This window comes from Streptococcus sp. CF8_Ac1-9 (assembly GCF_024295565.1).
GTDB classification, from domain to species: Bacteria; Bacillota; Bacilli; order Lactobacillales; family Streptococcaceae; genus Streptococcus; species Streptococcus parasanguinis_X.
In genome coordinates this window covers 451,741-467,070 of sequence record NZ_JANCOY010000001.1, presented here as the reverse complement: position 1 = coordinate 467,070, position 15,330 = coordinate 451,741, and the positions used below count along the sequence as shown (strand labels likewise).

Genomic DNA, 15,330 nt, shown 5'->3' with positions numbered 1-15,330 from the left:
AAGTGTCTGGTTTCGCTCTTTGCTCTTTTTTAGTAAAATGGGGAGGTGACGAATGAAAAAGGTCCTACAAAAAGTACTGGGACAGCCATTTATAAAGGGCTTCGTGCGGTTTTATCAGAGTGCAGAGTCTGACATCACTAGCATTGCGGTGGCCTATTATTTGCTGATCTCCATTTTCCCTTTGATGCTGATTGCAGCCAATATTTTACCCTACTTTCATATTCGTCCCACTCAGATTCTTTTAAGCTTACAAAAAGTCTTGCCAGCCTCCTTATATCGAATAGTGGCACAGATGATTTCGAGTGTCTTGACCAAACCTTCGACAGGCTTACTGAGTTTCTCGATTATTTCTGCTTTGTGGATCTTCTCTCAGAGCATTGCCTACCTCCAAAAAGCCTATAACAAGAGTTATGGGGTGGAAAAGGAGCGTGGTATTATCTGGGGGCGACTCTTTAGCTTCCTGATCAGTTTTGCCTTGCAGGGCTTGTTTGGACTCTCGCTGATCCTTTCCATGTTTGGGAAAATGATCGTTCGCTATCTCTATCGGACCTTTTCATTTGATCGGACGATTTATGTGCGCTTACTGAATTTGACAGAGCCGACCATCTATCTCTTGCTTTTTGTCAGTCTGGTCTTGCTCTATTACACCCTTCCAAATGTCAAAATTCCGAAATTTAGATATGTATTGCCAGGGGCGACCTTTGTTGTTGCTGTCCTGTATGCGATCTTGAATATCTTTTGGAAATATGTGGATCGTTATGTGAGTCATTTCTTAGATGCTCGTTTCTTCGGTTCGGTCGTCCTAGCGGTCATCATGTTCTGGTTTATCTTGGTGGCAAAAATCATGATTATTGGTTGTATTTTAAACGCCAGTATCCAATTTGCCAGAGAAGCCAAGTTCCAAACGCGCAGTGGAGAAATTGTCTCTAAGTTAAAATCAGAAGAAGTGGACTTTCGGCATAGAGAAGTTTCACAAACATTAAAGCGTCGATTACGCTTGATAAAAAAAGATAAAAAGGAATAAGGGAGAGTGGGACAGAAATCGGTAATTCGTTAGAATTCGATTTCGTCGTCCCACCTCCGCACAGTTGAGTAGGGCTGTAAAAGCTGATGAAATCAGCGTAGTAGAGCCCACTCAACCACTGCGTCTTGCTTCACAATTCAAAAATAATTGAGAGGTTAGGACTTTTGTCCCAGCCTCTTTTTTCTTATCTATTTTTATTGCATTTGCAATAAAAATGTGTTATGCTATTGTCAATAGGAAAGGAGGAGTGAGATGAGTATTTTGCGTGAGATTGGCATCATTGCGCGAGCACTGGATTCTATAGCAAATATTGAATTTCGAGATTTGGATCTGGCGCGTGGTCAATACCTCTACTTGGTGCGAATTGCCGAGCAACCTGGAATGATTCAGGAAGAACTATCTGAAGTCTTGAAAGTAGATCGATCCACCGTTGCAAGGTCTGTAAAAAAACTAGAAGAACGAGGACTGATTCAGCAGCGTCCAAGGGGTGAAAACCTTAAAACAAAGGAATGGGAATTAACTGAAAAAGGCAAGAAGATTTACCCCTTCATTTTAGGGGAGCATCTTTATTCTGAGGCAACTGCCTTAAAAGGATTTTCCAAAGAAGAAGTCGCACAGTTAGAGGAGTATCTGATCCGAGTTCGTGAGAATATTACCCTAGATTGGGAACTAGTTAAAAAAGGTCAAAAAAGAAATTATAGTGAGGTAAAGCAATGAAAGTAACAGTCGATCAAGAATTTTGGGATTTGTTTCCAACAGCTAGCATTACAGTGATGTCCTTGTATGGCATTGATAATACAGTAGATGAAGCCAAGGATCCTTATTTCAAAGAATTGTTGGACAAGGGTGCCAAGCGAGCATGGGAATTTATCGATGAAGAAAACTATACCCAGAGTGAGTTCGTTCAAGAGTGGCGCCAAGCTTTTAGCAAGTTTAAAACAAAAAAAGGAGCCCGATCTTCCATCGAAGCACTCTTAAAACGGGTTCACCAGGGACGTGAATTCTATCCGATTAATCCTTTGGTGGATCTTTACAATAGCGTGTCGATGGCTTATGCCCTTCCTTGTGGGGGAGAAGATATGGATAAATTGGTGGGTGGCCTCTCACTAGGACAAGCGAAAGGAGGCGAACCTTTCTTTCCATTAGGAGCTGACGAAGATGCGCCAGCTTTGGAAGGGGAGATCATCTACTACGACCAAGAAGGCGCCGTTTGCCGTTGTTTGAATTGGCGTGAGGCTCAAAGAACCATGCTAACGGAAGATACCAAGGACGCTATTTTGGTCATTGAAGCCATCAACGAGGAGCAGGCCAAACGAGCCCAAACAGCCATGCAGGAATTGAAAGATCTAGCCAAGGATTATTTTGGGGTTGAAGGCACCATCTATCAATTAAGTGCAGAGCATGCAAGTATAGAAGTTTAAAAGAATAAGGCTTGAAACAATCGTTTCAAGCCTTATTTTTGTTTTTAAAGACAAAGAGTTTACTAAAGACGTAATTGAGGACCACAATGGCCACTTGTGCAAAGAGGGTTTCAATCAGATTGATTTGACTCTTGTTATTGTGGACAAATTGCCCGATAATTCCTGGGAACTGCTTGACAAAAATCTCAGTCAAGGCCATGTCCAGTATAAAGGTTCCAGAGCGCGCAATCGCAAATCGGATCAAGCGCTGAAACCAGCCCTTTCTTTCTTGTTTAAAGACAATGGTATCGTTGGTCGCAAAGGCAAAGAGGATCCCGGCAATGTTTCCAATCGCTGTCGCTAATCGTTCATCACGAGACACATGATAGATGAAGAGGCGGGTTCCGACGGAAACAATGGTTGTGGCAACCCCAAAAAAGAGATAGGATAAAATTTCATTATCAAAAAATTTTTTAATTAGTATTTTCATAAATTCAGTCTACCATAAAACCTCAAAATATGCTATACTTGAAAGGTTGAAGAAATCAAACCTTCAACCCTTGGTGCTTAAGATCCTTTCGCCAAGCATATTACACGCGGGAAAACCGCTAAAGGAGAATAAATGAAACAGTTAACTGCTCGTGATATGGCACAAATTGCCATTGTTGCTGCGATTTATATCGTATTGACCATTACCCCACCTCTTAACGCTATGGCCTACTATGGCTATCAATTCCGTGTTTCGGAAATGATGAATTTCTTAGCTTTTTACAATAAGAAGTACTTGATTGCGGTGACGCTTGGTTGTATGATTGCTAACTTATTTAGTTTTGGATGGATCGATGTCTTTGTCGGTGGAGGTTCAACCTTTGTCTTCTTAGGACTTGGACTCATTCTATTTGGTCGATTCAAAAACAAGTTCTTGTTTGACGGTCTTATTCGCTTGGACCATTTCTTGTTTGCGATTTTCTTTTCCATCTCCATGTTTACGATTGCCTTGGAACTATACTACCTTCAAGGCCAACCATTCTTCTATAACTGGTTGACTATGGGATTGGGTGAATTCGCATCCTTGATTTTTGGAGCGATTGTGATCAATCAACTTTCTAAACGGATCGATTTTACAAAATAAGAAAAGGGAGCTTTGGCTCCTTTTTTTAATGCTAAGAATGCAGTAAATTCAAGGCTAAATTAAGATTTTATGATAAAATAAGAACATGAAAACCAGAATGAAAGAATTAGTGGAATTACTCAATCGATATGCTTACGAGTATTACACAAAAGACGCTCCATCTGTTTCAGATAGTGAATATGATCAATTATATCGGGAGTTGGTGGAACTAGAAACCGCTCATCCTGATGAGATCTTACCAGAGAGTCCAACTCACCGTGTAGGTGGGGTGGTTTTAAAAGGTTTTACCAAATACCAGCACCAGTATCCCCTTTATAGTTTGCAGGATGCTTTTTCGCGTGAAGAATTAGAAGCCTTTGATCAGCGTGTCCGTAAGGAATTTCCTTCTATCAGCTATGTATGTGAGCTGAAAATCGATGGCTTGTCCATTTCCCTCACCTATGAAAATGGAGTCCTCGTAACGGGGGCGACACGTGGGGATGGTTCTGTCGGTGAGGATATTACAGAGAACCTCAAGCGGGTCAAGGACATTCCTTTGGTGTTACCAGAGCCAGTGAACATTACAGTTCGAGGCGAGTGCTATATGCCACGGGCTTCCTTTGATCGGGTCAATCAGATCCGTCAAGAAAACGGCGAGCCGGAGTTTGCTAATCCACGAAATGCTGCTGCAGGAACGCTTCGCCAATTGGATACGAAAATCGTGGCCAAGCGAAATCTCGCAACCTTCTTGTATCAAGAAGTGAGTCCAACTGATCAAAGCAGTCAGGAAGGCGTGCTTGAGAAATTAGCCCGCTTAGGCTTTGTCGTGAACCAAGAGCGAGTGCTGGCTGAGGATATGGAGCAAATTTGGGACTTCATCCAAAAAGTAGCTCAGCTTCGGGAGGATCTTCCCTACGACATCGATGGGATCGTCATCAAGGTCAATGACCTAGCTGTTCAAGAAGAACTAGGCTTTACCGTAAAAGCTCCTAAATGGGCTGTCGCCTATAAGTTTCCAGCTGAAGAAAAAGAAGCAAAAATCCTATCGGTGGATTGGACGGTTGGACGGACCGGTGTGGTGACGCCAACTGCCAATCTAACTCCAGTCCAGCTAGCCGGAACTACCGTTAGTCGGGCAACCTTGCACAATGTGGACTATATTGCTGAAAAAGATATTCATCAGGATGATACCGTCATCGTCTATAAGGCGGGTGATATCATTCCTGCGGTCTTGCGTGTCGTCAAAGATAAACGGGTATCTGATCAAGCATTAGCTATTCCAACTCATTGTCCGAGCTGCCAGAGTGAGTTGCTTCATTTCGAGGATGAGGTGGCCCTTCGCTGTATCAATCCACTCTGTCCAGCGCAGATCAAGGAAGGATTGAACCACTTTGCAAGTCGGGATGCTATGAATATCACAGGCTTGGGTCCAGCTGTTGTAGAGAAACTCTTCGCAGCTCAGTTGGTAGAGGATGTAGCTGGGATCTATCGTCTGACAGTCGCGGATCTATTGACCTTAGAAGGCTTTAAAGAAAAATCTGCTGAAAAACTCTATGAAGCCATTCAAGCTTCAAAAGAGAACTCAGCTGAAAAGTTACTCTTTGGTTTGGGGATCCGCCATGTCGGTAGCAAGGTTAGTCAAATCTTGCTCCAAGAATTCCATGACCTCGATCAATTGGCTACAGCTGATCCAGAACGGATTGCCAGCATTGACAGTCTCGGTATGGTCGTGGCTGAAAGCCTCAAGCGTTATTTCGCACAAGAAGGATCCAAGCGCCTATTGCAAGAGCTTAAAGAAGCTGGTGTCAATATGGCTTATCTTGGTGAGAAAGTCGCTGCTGATGCGGCCCTATCAGGAATGACAGTCGTTTTGACTGGGAAGCTAGAGCGACTCACGCGTTCAGAAGCCAAGGCAAAATTAGAAAGTCTGGGCGCTAAGGTAACTGGATCGGTTTCCAAAAAAACAGATTTAGTTGTTGCAGGCAGTGACGCTGGTAGCAAGTTAACCAAAGCACAAGAATTAGGAATCCAGGTAGAAGATGAGGCCTGGCTTGAAAGTTTATAGAGGATCTTTATGGTAGAACGAATCAAAAAAGCCCGTTTAATTTATAATCCGACCTCTGGGCAAGAAATTATCAAGAAAAATATTGCGGAAGTCTTGGACGTACTCGAAGACGTGGGCTATGAAACCAGCGCTTATCAAACGACTCCAGAACCATTTTCTGCCCAAAATGAGGCAGAAAGAGCCGCTAAAGCAGGCTTTGATTTAATCATTGCTGCTGGTGGAGATGGTACGATTAACGAAGTGGTCAATGGGGTCGCAGGTCTGGAAAATCGTCCGCAGATGGCCTTTATTCCGACCGGTACCACCAATGACTATGCGCGTGCCTTGAAGATCCCGATGGGAGATCCTGTGGCGGCTGCTCGCATTATCGAAAAGAATCAAACCATTCAGATGGATATTGGTCGTGCCTATGGCAGCAAGTATTTCATCAATATTGCTGCAGCAGGAACCATGACAGAATTGACCTTCAGTGTTCCAAGTAGTGTTAAATCTCGCTTGGGTTACTTTGCCTATGTGGCTGAAGCAGCTAAAATGTTGCCGCGAAACAAGGCTCGTAAGGTGCGGATTGAGCATGACAATGGTGTCTTTGAAGGGCCAGCGTCGATGATTTTCGTGGCCTTGACCAACTCCATTGCTGGTTTTGAAAGTGTCGCGCCAGATGCTAAGCTTGATGATGGGAACTTTACCTTGATTATCGTAAAAACTGCTAAGCTCTTTAACATGTTGTCCTTGATGATTCAGGCCATCAATGGAGGCAAGCATGTGCACGATGAAAATGTAGAATATCTTAAGACCAAGAAGTTGACGATTGAAATGTTAGGGGAAAATGCCCAACCATTCCGCATCAATCTAGATGGGGAGTACGGAGGAGATACTCCAGTTGAATTGGAAGTCTTCCATAACCACTTGGAATTCTTTGCAAATATTGATGAAATCAACAACGATGCTTTGGTTCACACATCTGAAGAATAAAAACAAATAGTTGGATTCCATTACGTGTTTTACGAGGAATGGTTCCTTCGGTATTAAATTGGAAATAGGAAAATGTTATGCGACAATACCATGTAAAGCTTCATTTTCATAAGCAAAAAGGAAATTATTTTGCCTATGATATGTGGCAGTGGCAGGATCAAGTAGAAGGAAAATCAGTCTCTTTCTCCAAGTTGGATTATTTTGGAGTAGAGGGAAATCTGGTATACGAGAGTGAGGATGCCTTGAACCGGGGCCATGTCCTGGTTAAAGAAGGGGATTGGCTCACTAAGACCCGGGACTTTGAAATCGAACTTTTACCAGAAGGGCATGTTCGAGAAGTGTGGATTCTTGATGGAGACGATACAGTCTATTATTCTTTGCAAGCTGCTTTGACGAGTCATGCATACAGCCATCGTCAGCCTCATGCCTACGATATGGCGATGCGCCCTAGAGAGTTTGATGCCAAGTGGGCGTATCAAGGATGGCTCGGTCATCGGGAGGAAGAAGGAGAGCATTGCTTTAAACTGTGGGCTCCTACTGCTAAGAAAGTTGAATTGTTGCTCTATCAATCTACAGACTTGGATGCGCCTATCTGGAAGAGCATGCCGATGACACGTGGCAAACAAGAGTCTAGCTACCACCCAGAAAATACCCATGGTGTTTGGATTTTAGATTTTTTAGGAAATTTAAGTGGCATGGCTTATCAATATCGTGTCCATTTTGAACACCATACTCAAGTGACGCGCGATCCTTATAGTATTGCAACGACAGCGGACGGGATGCGCTCTGCCATTCTTTCAAGAGCAGATCGTCAGTTTGATTGGGGCACTATAAAAGGAGCCGATGCGACTCCTTGGCGCTTGGACAATCCTTGTCAAGCAGTGATTTATGAGATGCACCTTCGGGATTTGACCAAGTCACCGACATCAGGTGTGGACGAGTCTTTACGTGGAACCTATCTGGGGGCTTGCCAAGAAGGAACCATTAATAGCCATGGTGATGCAACTGCCTTTGATTATATCCGTCAGTTAGGGGTCAATGTCGTGCAACTGCAGCCGATTTCTGATCGCTTTAAACAGTATGACGATGAAGGCCAGGTGACCTACAATTGGGGCTACGACGTTCAGAATTATTCTGCACCAGAAACTAGCTTTTCAACGGATCCATCCAATCCGAAACAAACCATGAAAGAGCTCAAAACCATGATCCGGGCTTATCATGAGGCAGGAATTTCTGTGGTCTTGGATGTGGTCTACAATCATATCTATTCGACCGAACATGGTCCTTTCCAAAATACAGTACCCGATTATTATTACCGGATGGAGCCAGATGGTCGTTTCCAAAATGGGACAGGTGTCGGGAATGAAACAGCTAGTGAGCATGAAATGTACCGCAAGTACATGATTGATTCCCTCACGCATTGGGTCAAAGAGTACCAGATCGATGGCTTCCGCTTTGATTTGATGGGGATTCACGATGTAAGGACGATGAATGTTATTCGGGAGGCAATGGACGCTCTGGATCCTCGGATTCTTCTTTACGGAGAAGGTTGGGACATGGGAACAGGTCTCGCCCCAGAGGACAAGGCTAAGAAGGACAATGCAGCGCAATTGCCAAGAATTGGATTCTTTAATGATACGGAGCGCGATGCCATTAAAGGGGCTGAGGTTTATGGTTCCATCAAACGTGGCTTTGTCAGCCGAAAATCGACGGAGAATATCGTTGCCCGTGCTGTTCTAGGTAGTGCAGAGCTTGGCAATTATTTAAGTCCCAATCAGGTCTTGAATTATGTGGAGGCTCATGATAATTATAATCTCTATGACTTGCTTCAGACCCTTCATCCGAATGTAGAAGTAGCAGGCTTGGTCAAGCGCTCAGAGTTGGCTACGGCCATGAATCTGCTCTTTCAAGGCATGGCCTTCATGCAATTGGGTCAAGAGTTTATGCGGACCAAATTGGTAGCGACAGGTCCTGATGGAGAAATCACACCTTTGGATCGTGAACGGGCCATGAATTCCTACAATGCTCCAGATTATGTGAATCAGGTTAATTGGGATCTGGTCAGTCAGAACAAGGAATCAATTGCCTATATCCGAAGCTTGATCGCCTTGAAGACAAGTCTTCCTGTCTTAGGGCTTGAAAGTTATGATAAAATCTACCAACAAGTCTTTATTCAATCTGCAACTGATACCAGTGGCCTTGTCATCTATGAACTAACAGGAGATAAGAAGTACTTGGTCATCTTCAACGCCAGCGGACTTCCATATTACCTCCAAAATTCAAATAAATTGAAATTGATGGTTGGGAATAGTCGTCATAAACGACCATTCTACGTGGAGAATTTAACAGCTTCTGTTTTTGAAGTCCTAGACTAAGTTTTTTTAAAAGAAATCATAAAATCCCTGAGTTTTTAAACTCAGGGATTCTTTTTATTTAGAAGAACTGCTACTGGTCTCTGTTGAGGAAGAACTATCGTCTTCTGGGTGCAATTCTTTATAAGTTGGTGCTTTGAAGAGATCAACGGTAGACTGGTTGCCACGTTGGTTATAAAGGCTGGTTGATTTGTCACCTTTTTCCTTTTCAATCTTCTTCAATGCCTTGAAGGAATTGGTGTAGGAATAATCTTCTGGATTGACTTTTCCAAGATCATTGCCCTTGAAGAAGCGAAGGAGGTCACCGGTCTGGATACTATCGCTAATCTTCAATTGCAGGTTAGCAGCTTCCCTGATCTTGTCCAGTTCTTCCTTGGTTTTTTCGTCTGGGTTCGTGATTTCCTCACCTGTTTTGGTGTAATAGGTCCGGCCACTATAGCTCGTATACTCTGGAGTAACAAAGTAGTTAGCAGAGCGGAAGGCGACGATTTGATCATGTTCTGGTGAGAGCATATCTTGGCCAACTTGGAGGAATTTATTGGATTCAATACCTAGCAAATGTTCCAAGGTTGGGAGCATATCAATTTCGCCACCGTAGGTATCAATGATGCCACCCTTGTCCATTCCAGGAATAACTACCATATAAGGAACGCGTTGCAACATGGCATTGTCATAGCTTGACCACGTTTCAGAGTTCTTACCAAGTAGAGGGGCAAGAGCTGGGTTGCGGGAGTTTGAAATTCCGTAGTGGTCCCCATAGAGAACGATGATGGAATTTTTGTAAAGACCAGATTCTTTCAGGTAATCAAAGAAGGCCTTGATCGAAGAATCTAGGTAGTTAGCGGTCGCAAAATAGCCATTGATGGTTTCGTCCTGAGTCTTAGCTAGAGGGAAGCCGAGATCATCTCCTGACAAGCTAGTTGTATAAGGATAGTGGTTGGAAACCGTAATGAACTTCGTATAGAAAGGCTGTTGCAATCTTTCTAGGTATTTGATGGAATCCTTGAGCATGTATTTGTCATTAAGACCATACTGGAAGGAATTGCTGCTGTTTTGTTTGGTGAAGTAGCTGGCATCAAAGAAGTAATTGTAGCCCCATTGTTTATAGGCGGTATTTCGATTCCAGAAACTTCCAGCATTCCCGTGGAAAACAGCGCTTGAGTTGTAACCATTTTTTGAAAGAATAAATGGTGCAGCCTGTTGGGTATTGGTTCCACCATAGTTCACCATAAAGGAACCTTGGTTGAGTCCGAAGAGGCCTGTTTCAATCATGGTCTCCGCATCAGACGTTTTCCCTGCCTTAACTTGGTTAAAGACATTTGAAAAGGCAAAGGTTTCTTTCGAGTGGTAAAGTGAGTTTAAGAAAGGTGTCACTTCATATTCTTTATCGTCTACTTTCAACTTGTAATCGATCAAGAATTGTTGGAAACTTTCCAAGTGAATGTAGATGACGTTACGGCCTTTGGCCATTCCAAAGTACTCAGGATTAGGCTTGGCGTAATGCTGTTGGATATATTCTTCCACCGGTTTTAGATCTGCTTCGGAGGCTTTGGAACGTTCTTTGTTGGCAGCATAGGTCTGATTAGCGCTATACCCCAGAAAGGCTGGTAATCCTAGGGCACGAACGACATAGTAGTTTGAGAACCCACGAGTCAAGAGCTCAGGTCGGTCAATTTCTGCGAGGAAAAGGTTGGCCGAAAAGAGCATAGCCGATAAAGAGGTAACCGCAAAACTAGCTCGTTTATTGAAGGGACGATTGTCCATTCGAATCCATTTCTTAAAGAAGAAGAAAGCGAGGATAGGGAAATCTAGAATGTAGATCACATCCCAAGGGCGGAACAATTCTAAAGCAGCAGCTCCGAGACCGGCAGAAACCTTGCTGGAAGCCAACATGGTATTGACCGTTACGAAGTCTGTAAACTCTCGATAATAGATGGAATTGGAAATCAACCAAATAAATAAGAGAAGGTAGATCCCAAAGGCCAAACTATAAAAGAGCTTGGTTCGTTTGATATAGAGTGCTAGACCGATGAAGAGCAGACTGATCGGCAATGGGTTGATCACTGCTAGAAAAATCTGATAGGGTCCTTGAATGTCTAAGTTAAAATCAACTGAATAGGCCCACATGGTTTTGAACCAGTAGAGCAACAGAAGGGTCAAGACAAATCCTAGTCTGGTACTCATGAAATTGAGTATCGAATTCGTAATTTTTTTCACAAAATGTTACTTCCTTGTCTTATTTCCTAAAAATTTTCATATACAAGTATACCACAATTTTATGGAGAAAGAAAAAAATGACTGTAAAGCAGAGGAAAGAAATAGGAAAGATCAGGGATATGAAATCGTAAAAAGCTAAAGGATAAGAGCTGAAATAAAATGGTAAAAAAAGTTCTAGTAAATAAAGCCTCCCTTTGTGAAAAACACAGACTTTTGCTATAATAGAGGATATGAAAAAACTCACAGTTAGTCGCCAAGTCGCAACAAAAATCAAACAAGGACAATCCCTTCTTGAAAAGCAAGATTTTGACTCACTTCCCGCTTTGGATCAAGCGGTTCAATTGCTTTCAGGAGATGGACAATCCCTCGGGGTCGGATACTTATCTGAACAAAATAAAGGGATTGGATGGTTTGTTTCACAAGAGTTGGTCGCTTTTGATCAAGACTTTTTTAAAAAGCTTTTCATCAAAGCCAAGCAATACCGTCGTTCTTATTATGCGGGTGAAACGACGACAGCCTTTCGTCTTTTTAACCAAGAGGGAGATGGTTTTGGTGGCTTCACGGTTGACTTGTATGGTGAGTTTGTTGTCTTTTCTTGGTACAATCCCTTCGTATTTCAGATCAAGGAAACCATTCTAGCGGCCTTTCAAGAAGCTTTTCCAGAAGTCCGAGGTGGCTATGAAAAGATTCGCTTTAAAGGCTTGGACTATGAATCGGCTCATGTCTATGGAGAAGAAGCTCCGCAAGAATTTTTGATTCTTGAAAATGGGGTCTCTTACCAAGTCTTTCTCAATGATGGCTTGATGACGGGAATTTTTTTGGATCAGCATGAAGTTCGAGGTAGCTTGGTAGAGGGCTTAGCAGCTGGCAAGTCCTTGCTCAATATGTTCTCCTATACGGCGGCCTTCTCTGTGGCTGCGGCAATGGGTGGAGCAGTTGAGACAACATCGGTCGATCTGGCTAAGAGAAGTAGAGAACTATCAGAAGCGCATTTTGTGGCAAATGGCTTGGCGTTGGATGCTCATCGTTTTGTCGTGATGGATGTCTTTGACTATTACAAATATGCCAAACGCCATGACCTAAGCTATGATGTGATCGTGCTTGATCCGCCTAGCTTTGCGCGGAATAAAAAACGGACATTTTCAGTCGCTAAAGATTATCATCGATTGGTCAGCGAGGCACTCGAGATTTTAAATCCAGGTGGGACCTTGATTCTCAGTACCAATGCAGCAAATGTGACCAAAGATAAATTTAAAAAACAAATCGAAAAGGGATTTCAAGGCCGTAAGCATCGCTATGTAGCGGAATACGGACTTCCGGGAGATTTTCGATGGAACAAGAAAGAAGAAAGTAGTAATTACTTAAAAGTATTTACGATTAGGGTGGATGTATGAAGTTAGTTGTTTCGATTATGCCTCGCTCCTTAGAAGAGGCGCAACAACTAGATAGTTCGCGTTACGAGGATGCAGATGTTATTGAGTGGCGTGCGGACTTTTTAGAAAAAAGCGAGATCTTAACCGTCGCTCCTGCAGTTTTTGAAAAATTTGCTGGACGCGAAATTTTATTCACCTTGCGGACTCGAGCTGAAGGTGGAGAGATGGAGCTGACCAACGAGGAATATGTTGGAATCCTGAAAGATATTCAATCCATCTATCATCCGGATTATATCGATTTCGAGTATTATAGTCACCGTGAAGTCTTTGAAGAAATGTTGGAATTTTCAAATCTTGTTCTCAGCTATCACAATTTCCAAGAGACACCGGAAAATATGATGGAGATCTTATCGGAATTGACCAGCTTTTCTCCAAAATTGGTCAAGGTATCCGTTATGGCCCACAATGAACAAGATGTTCTTGACTTGATGAATTATACGCGTGGTTTCAAGACGCTGAATCCTGAGCAAGAATATGTAACCATTTCCATGGGCAAGGTCGGGAAGATTTCGCGCTTGACAGCTGATTTGACAGGTTCTTCCTGGTCTTATGCTAGAGTCGGAGATGAAAGTGCCCCAGGTCAAATTCCTCTTGAAAATATGAGAAGAATTCGGGAGTTATTGAATGAAGATTGACGGATATACTCGGATGGCAGCGGTCATTGCCCATCCCATTCGTCATAGTATTTCTCCTTTCATCCATAATCTAGCCTATGAATTAACAGCGACCAATGCTGCTTATCTAGCTTGGGATATTGCTGAAGAAGACTTAGAAAGCACCATCAGCCAAATTCGTAAGTTGGATATGATTGGGGCCAATATCTCCATGCCCTACAAGCAGAAGGTCTTTCCTTACTTAGATGAAGTGGATGAGATGGCCCGAAAGATCGGTTCTGTCAATACTATCGTTCACCGCGATGGTAAGCTTAAAGGCTATAATACAGATGGGATAGGTTTCTTTCGTAGTTTACCTCCTGCTTTCTCTATTAAGGGAAAAACAATGGTTCTCTTAGGTGCAGGTGGTGCAGCTTTAGCGATTATTGCACAGGCGATTCATCTAGGTGTAAAACGTATCCTTGTCTTTGTGAGAGAGGAAAGATTGGTTCATTATAGTTCAATAGTTCAGTTGATTGAAGAAGGCTTTGATTTCTTGATAGAATTGTATGCGATTGAGAAAGATGAAGACGTTCAAAGCTCCTTTAATCAAGCCGATCTCATCTTAAATGCGACTGGTGTTGGGATGGATGGTCAGTCTCTTCCGATAGCGAGTCACTTGACCTTTCCCCCACAGGCCTTAATCGTAGAGATGGCTTACTATCCGGCAGTGACCCCCTTTCTGCAATTAGCAGTGAATCAAGGAAACCAGAGGGTAAATGGGCTGGGAATGCTCTTTTATCAAGCTGAAGCAGCCTTTGAATTAATGACTGGGAAAGTATTTCCTACAGAGTCTGTATGGGAAGCATTGACAACAGAATATCGCCAATTTGTATGTGACTAAGAGAGAGTTTTACCTTTCCCTATTGAAAAGCTTTATGAGATTAGAACAGGAACTGATTTTTTAAAAAACAGTCTTGCTCTAGTCTCTTTTTCATTTTGATTGAGACATGTGCCCTATTTCATGATAAGATAGAATCAAAGAAAAACGTGAAGGAGATTCCTATGAACGTATCGGTACCTATTCCAGGACATTCCTATGATATTGTGATTGAAAGAGGTGGTCTCAACCAAGTTGGCGACTGGTTGCGCACTCTTTGGGGCGATAAAAAAGTCGCCATTATTTCCGATAACCGCGTGGCTAAGCTATATGCCTCTATCGTAGAGAAGAGCCTTGAGAAAGCTGGTTTTCAAGTGGTGCGCTTTGAGTTTCTTCAAGGGGAAGCCAGTAAGAATCTAACCACTGTTTCAAAAGTTTATGAATTTCTAGCTACTCAAGGTATGACGCGCAGTGATGGAATCGTCGCTCTTGGGGGTGGCGTAGTTGGTGATTTGGCTGGTTTTGCTGCCTCGACCTATATGCGGGGAATTTCCTTTGTTCAGATCCCGACTAGCTTGACCGCACAGGTGGATTCTTCTATCGGGGGAAAGACTGGAGTCAACACAGCGCTTGCCAAAAACATGGTAGGGACCTTTGCCCAACCAGATGGTGTGTTCATTGATCCTGAAGTGTTGAGTACTTTGGGGCAACGTGAATTGATCGAGGGGATGGGCGAAGTCATCAAGTACGGCCTCATCCAAGATACTGAACTTTGGGAAGAATTGGAAGCCATGGATGGTTCTGTCCAGAGTATTTTAGAGCATGCAGAGAGCATCATTTCCCATTCTTGTCTGGTGAAGCGAGACCATGTTGTGGCAGATGAGTTGGACAATGGCATTCGCCTGTATCTCAACTTTGGGCATACTATTGGACATGCTATTGAAGCGACAGCTGGTTATGGGCAGGTTATGCATGGAGAAGCCGTCAGTATGGGCATGGTGCAGCTCTCCCGAGTTGCAGAAGAAAAGGGCTTGATGCCAAAAGGAATCAGCCAACAAATCGAAGAAATGTGCCGGAAATTTGGCCTTCCGGTGACCTATGAGAACTGGGATAAAGAAGCCCTTTATCAAGCCTTGACTCATGACAAAAAAGCGCGTGGGACGAACTTGAAATTAGTAATTGTTCCAGAGTTGGGGCAAGCAGCGATTCATCAAATCCCTCTTCAAGAAATGAAGGACTTTTTAGAAAGAAAGGTATAAGGTC

13 protein-coding genes and 1 riboswitch are annotated in these 15,330 nt (G+C 43.1%); of the genes, 11 read left to right on the top strand and 2 right to left on the bottom strand.

Features of this window, described 5'->3' with window-relative positions; translation table 11 throughout:
• Nucleotides 1–52: 52 nt before the first annotated feature.
• The 3 genes from NML76_RS02350 to NML76_RS02340 all read left to right on the top strand — a co-directional run bounded on the left by NML76_RS02350 (nt 53) and on the right by NML76_RS02340 (nt 2,445).
• On the top strand, nt 53–1,024 hold the full coding sequence (locus tag NML76_RS02350; protein WP_201090168.1) for a YihY/virulence factor BrkB family protein: 972 nt from the start codon (nt 53–55) through the stop codon (nt 1,022–1,024).
• Nucleotides 1,025–1,276: 252 nt separating this feature from the next.
• A complete protein-coding gene (locus NML76_RS02345; RefSeq protein ID WP_254732577.1) occupies nt 1,277–1,741 on the top strand; it encodes a MarR family winged helix-turn-helix transcriptional regulator in 465 nt (154 codons plus the stop codon).
• Nucleotides 1,738–2,445, top strand: coding sequence for a B3/4 domain-containing protein (locus tag NML76_RS02340; protein ID WP_254732576.1), 708 nt, complete (start codon nt 1,738–1,740; stop codon nt 2,443–2,445). Before NML76_RS02345 ends, NML76_RS02340 begins: the two co-directional genes overlap by 4 nt.
• A 25-nt stretch (nt 2,446–2,470) precedes the next feature.
• Here the strand turns inward: NML76_RS02340 and NML76_RS02335 are convergent, their stop codons facing one another.
• Complete coding sequence (locus tag NML76_RS02335) at nt 2,471–2,914, bottom strand: GtrA family protein (RefSeq protein ID WP_195412029.1); 444 nt, start codon at nt 2,912–2,914, stop codon at nt 2,471–2,473.
• A gap of 28 nt (nt 2,915–2,942) precedes the next feature.
• Nucleotides 2,943–3,049: riboswitch (PreQ1 riboswitch) on the top strand.
• Here NML76_RS02335 and NML76_RS02330 point away from each other — a divergent pair.
• The 4 genes from NML76_RS02330 to pulA all read left to right on the top strand — a co-directional run bounded on the left by NML76_RS02330 (nt 3,047) and on the right by pulA (nt 8,947).
• The gene (locus NML76_RS02330; RefSeq protein ID WP_003006740.1) at nt 3,047–3,556 is read left to right on the top strand and encodes a QueT transporter family protein; all 510 of its coding nucleotides are present in this window, start codon (nt 3,047–3,049) and stop codon (nt 3,554–3,556) included. Its footprint overlaps the riboswitch before it by 3 nt.
• Before the next feature lie 85 nt (nt 3,557–3,641).
• The gene (gene ligA, locus NML76_RS02325) at nt 3,642–5,600 is read left to right on the top strand and encodes an NAD-dependent DNA ligase LigA (protein ID WP_254732575.1); all 1,959 of its coding nucleotides are present in this window, start codon (nt 3,642–3,644) and stop codon (nt 5,598–5,600) included.
• Between the two features lie 9 nt (nt 5,601–5,609).
• The gene (locus tag NML76_RS02320; protein ID WP_254732574.1) at nt 5,610–6,572 is read left to right on the top strand and encodes a diacylglycerol kinase family lipid kinase; all 963 of its coding nucleotides are present in this window, start codon (nt 5,610–5,612) and stop codon (nt 6,570–6,572) included.
• A 77-nt stretch (nt 6,573–6,649) separates the two neighbouring features.
• Nucleotides 6,650–8,947 carry a type I pullulanase gene (pulA, locus tag NML76_RS02315; RefSeq protein ID WP_070586092.1) on the top strand — a complete coding sequence of 766 codons (2,298 nt, stop codon included), beginning with the start codon at nt 6,650–6,652 and terminating at the stop codon, nt 8,945–8,947.
• A gap of 54 nt (nt 8,948–9,001) precedes the next feature.
• Here pulA and NML76_RS02310 read toward each other — a convergent pair whose 3' ends face one another.
• The gene (locus NML76_RS02310; RefSeq protein ID WP_049497311.1) at nt 9,002–11,161 is read right to left on the bottom strand and encodes an LTA synthase family protein; all 2,160 of its coding nucleotides are present in this window, start codon (nt 11,159–11,161) and stop codon (nt 9,002–9,004) included.
• 230 nt (nt 11,162–11,391) lie between these two features.
• On the opposite strand from NML76_RS02310, the gene NML76_RS02305 reads away from it, so the two are divergent.
• From NML76_RS02305 to aroB, 4 genes are all read left to right on the top strand, one after another.
• Nucleotides 11,392–12,555 (top strand): class I SAM-dependent rRNA methyltransferase, encoded by a 1,164-nt coding sequence (locus tag NML76_RS02305; RefSeq protein WP_254732573.1) that lies wholly within the window; start codon nt 11,392–11,394, stop codon nt 12,553–12,555.
• On the top strand, nt 12,552–13,229 hold the full coding sequence (gene aroD, locus NML76_RS02300) for a type I 3-dehydroquinate dehydratase (RefSeq protein WP_003014374.1): 678 nt from the start codon (nt 12,552–12,554) through the stop codon (nt 13,227–13,229). The genes NML76_RS02305 and aroD overlap by 4 nt, the downstream gene beginning before the upstream one ends.
• Nucleotides 13,219–14,091: a shikimate dehydrogenase gene (gene aroE, locus NML76_RS02295; RefSeq protein WP_254732572.1), complete on the top strand. Its 873-nt coding sequence runs from the start codon at nt 13,219–13,221 to the stop codon at nt 14,089–14,091. Before aroD ends, aroE begins: the two co-directional genes overlap by 11 nt.
• Before the next feature lie 161 nt (nt 14,092–14,252).
• Entirely contained in the window at nt 14,253–15,326 is a 1,074-nt protein-coding gene (aroB, locus tag NML76_RS02290) for a 3-dehydroquinate synthase (RefSeq protein WP_247913651.1), read from the top strand.
• Nucleotides 15,327–15,330 lie beyond the last annotated feature (4 nt).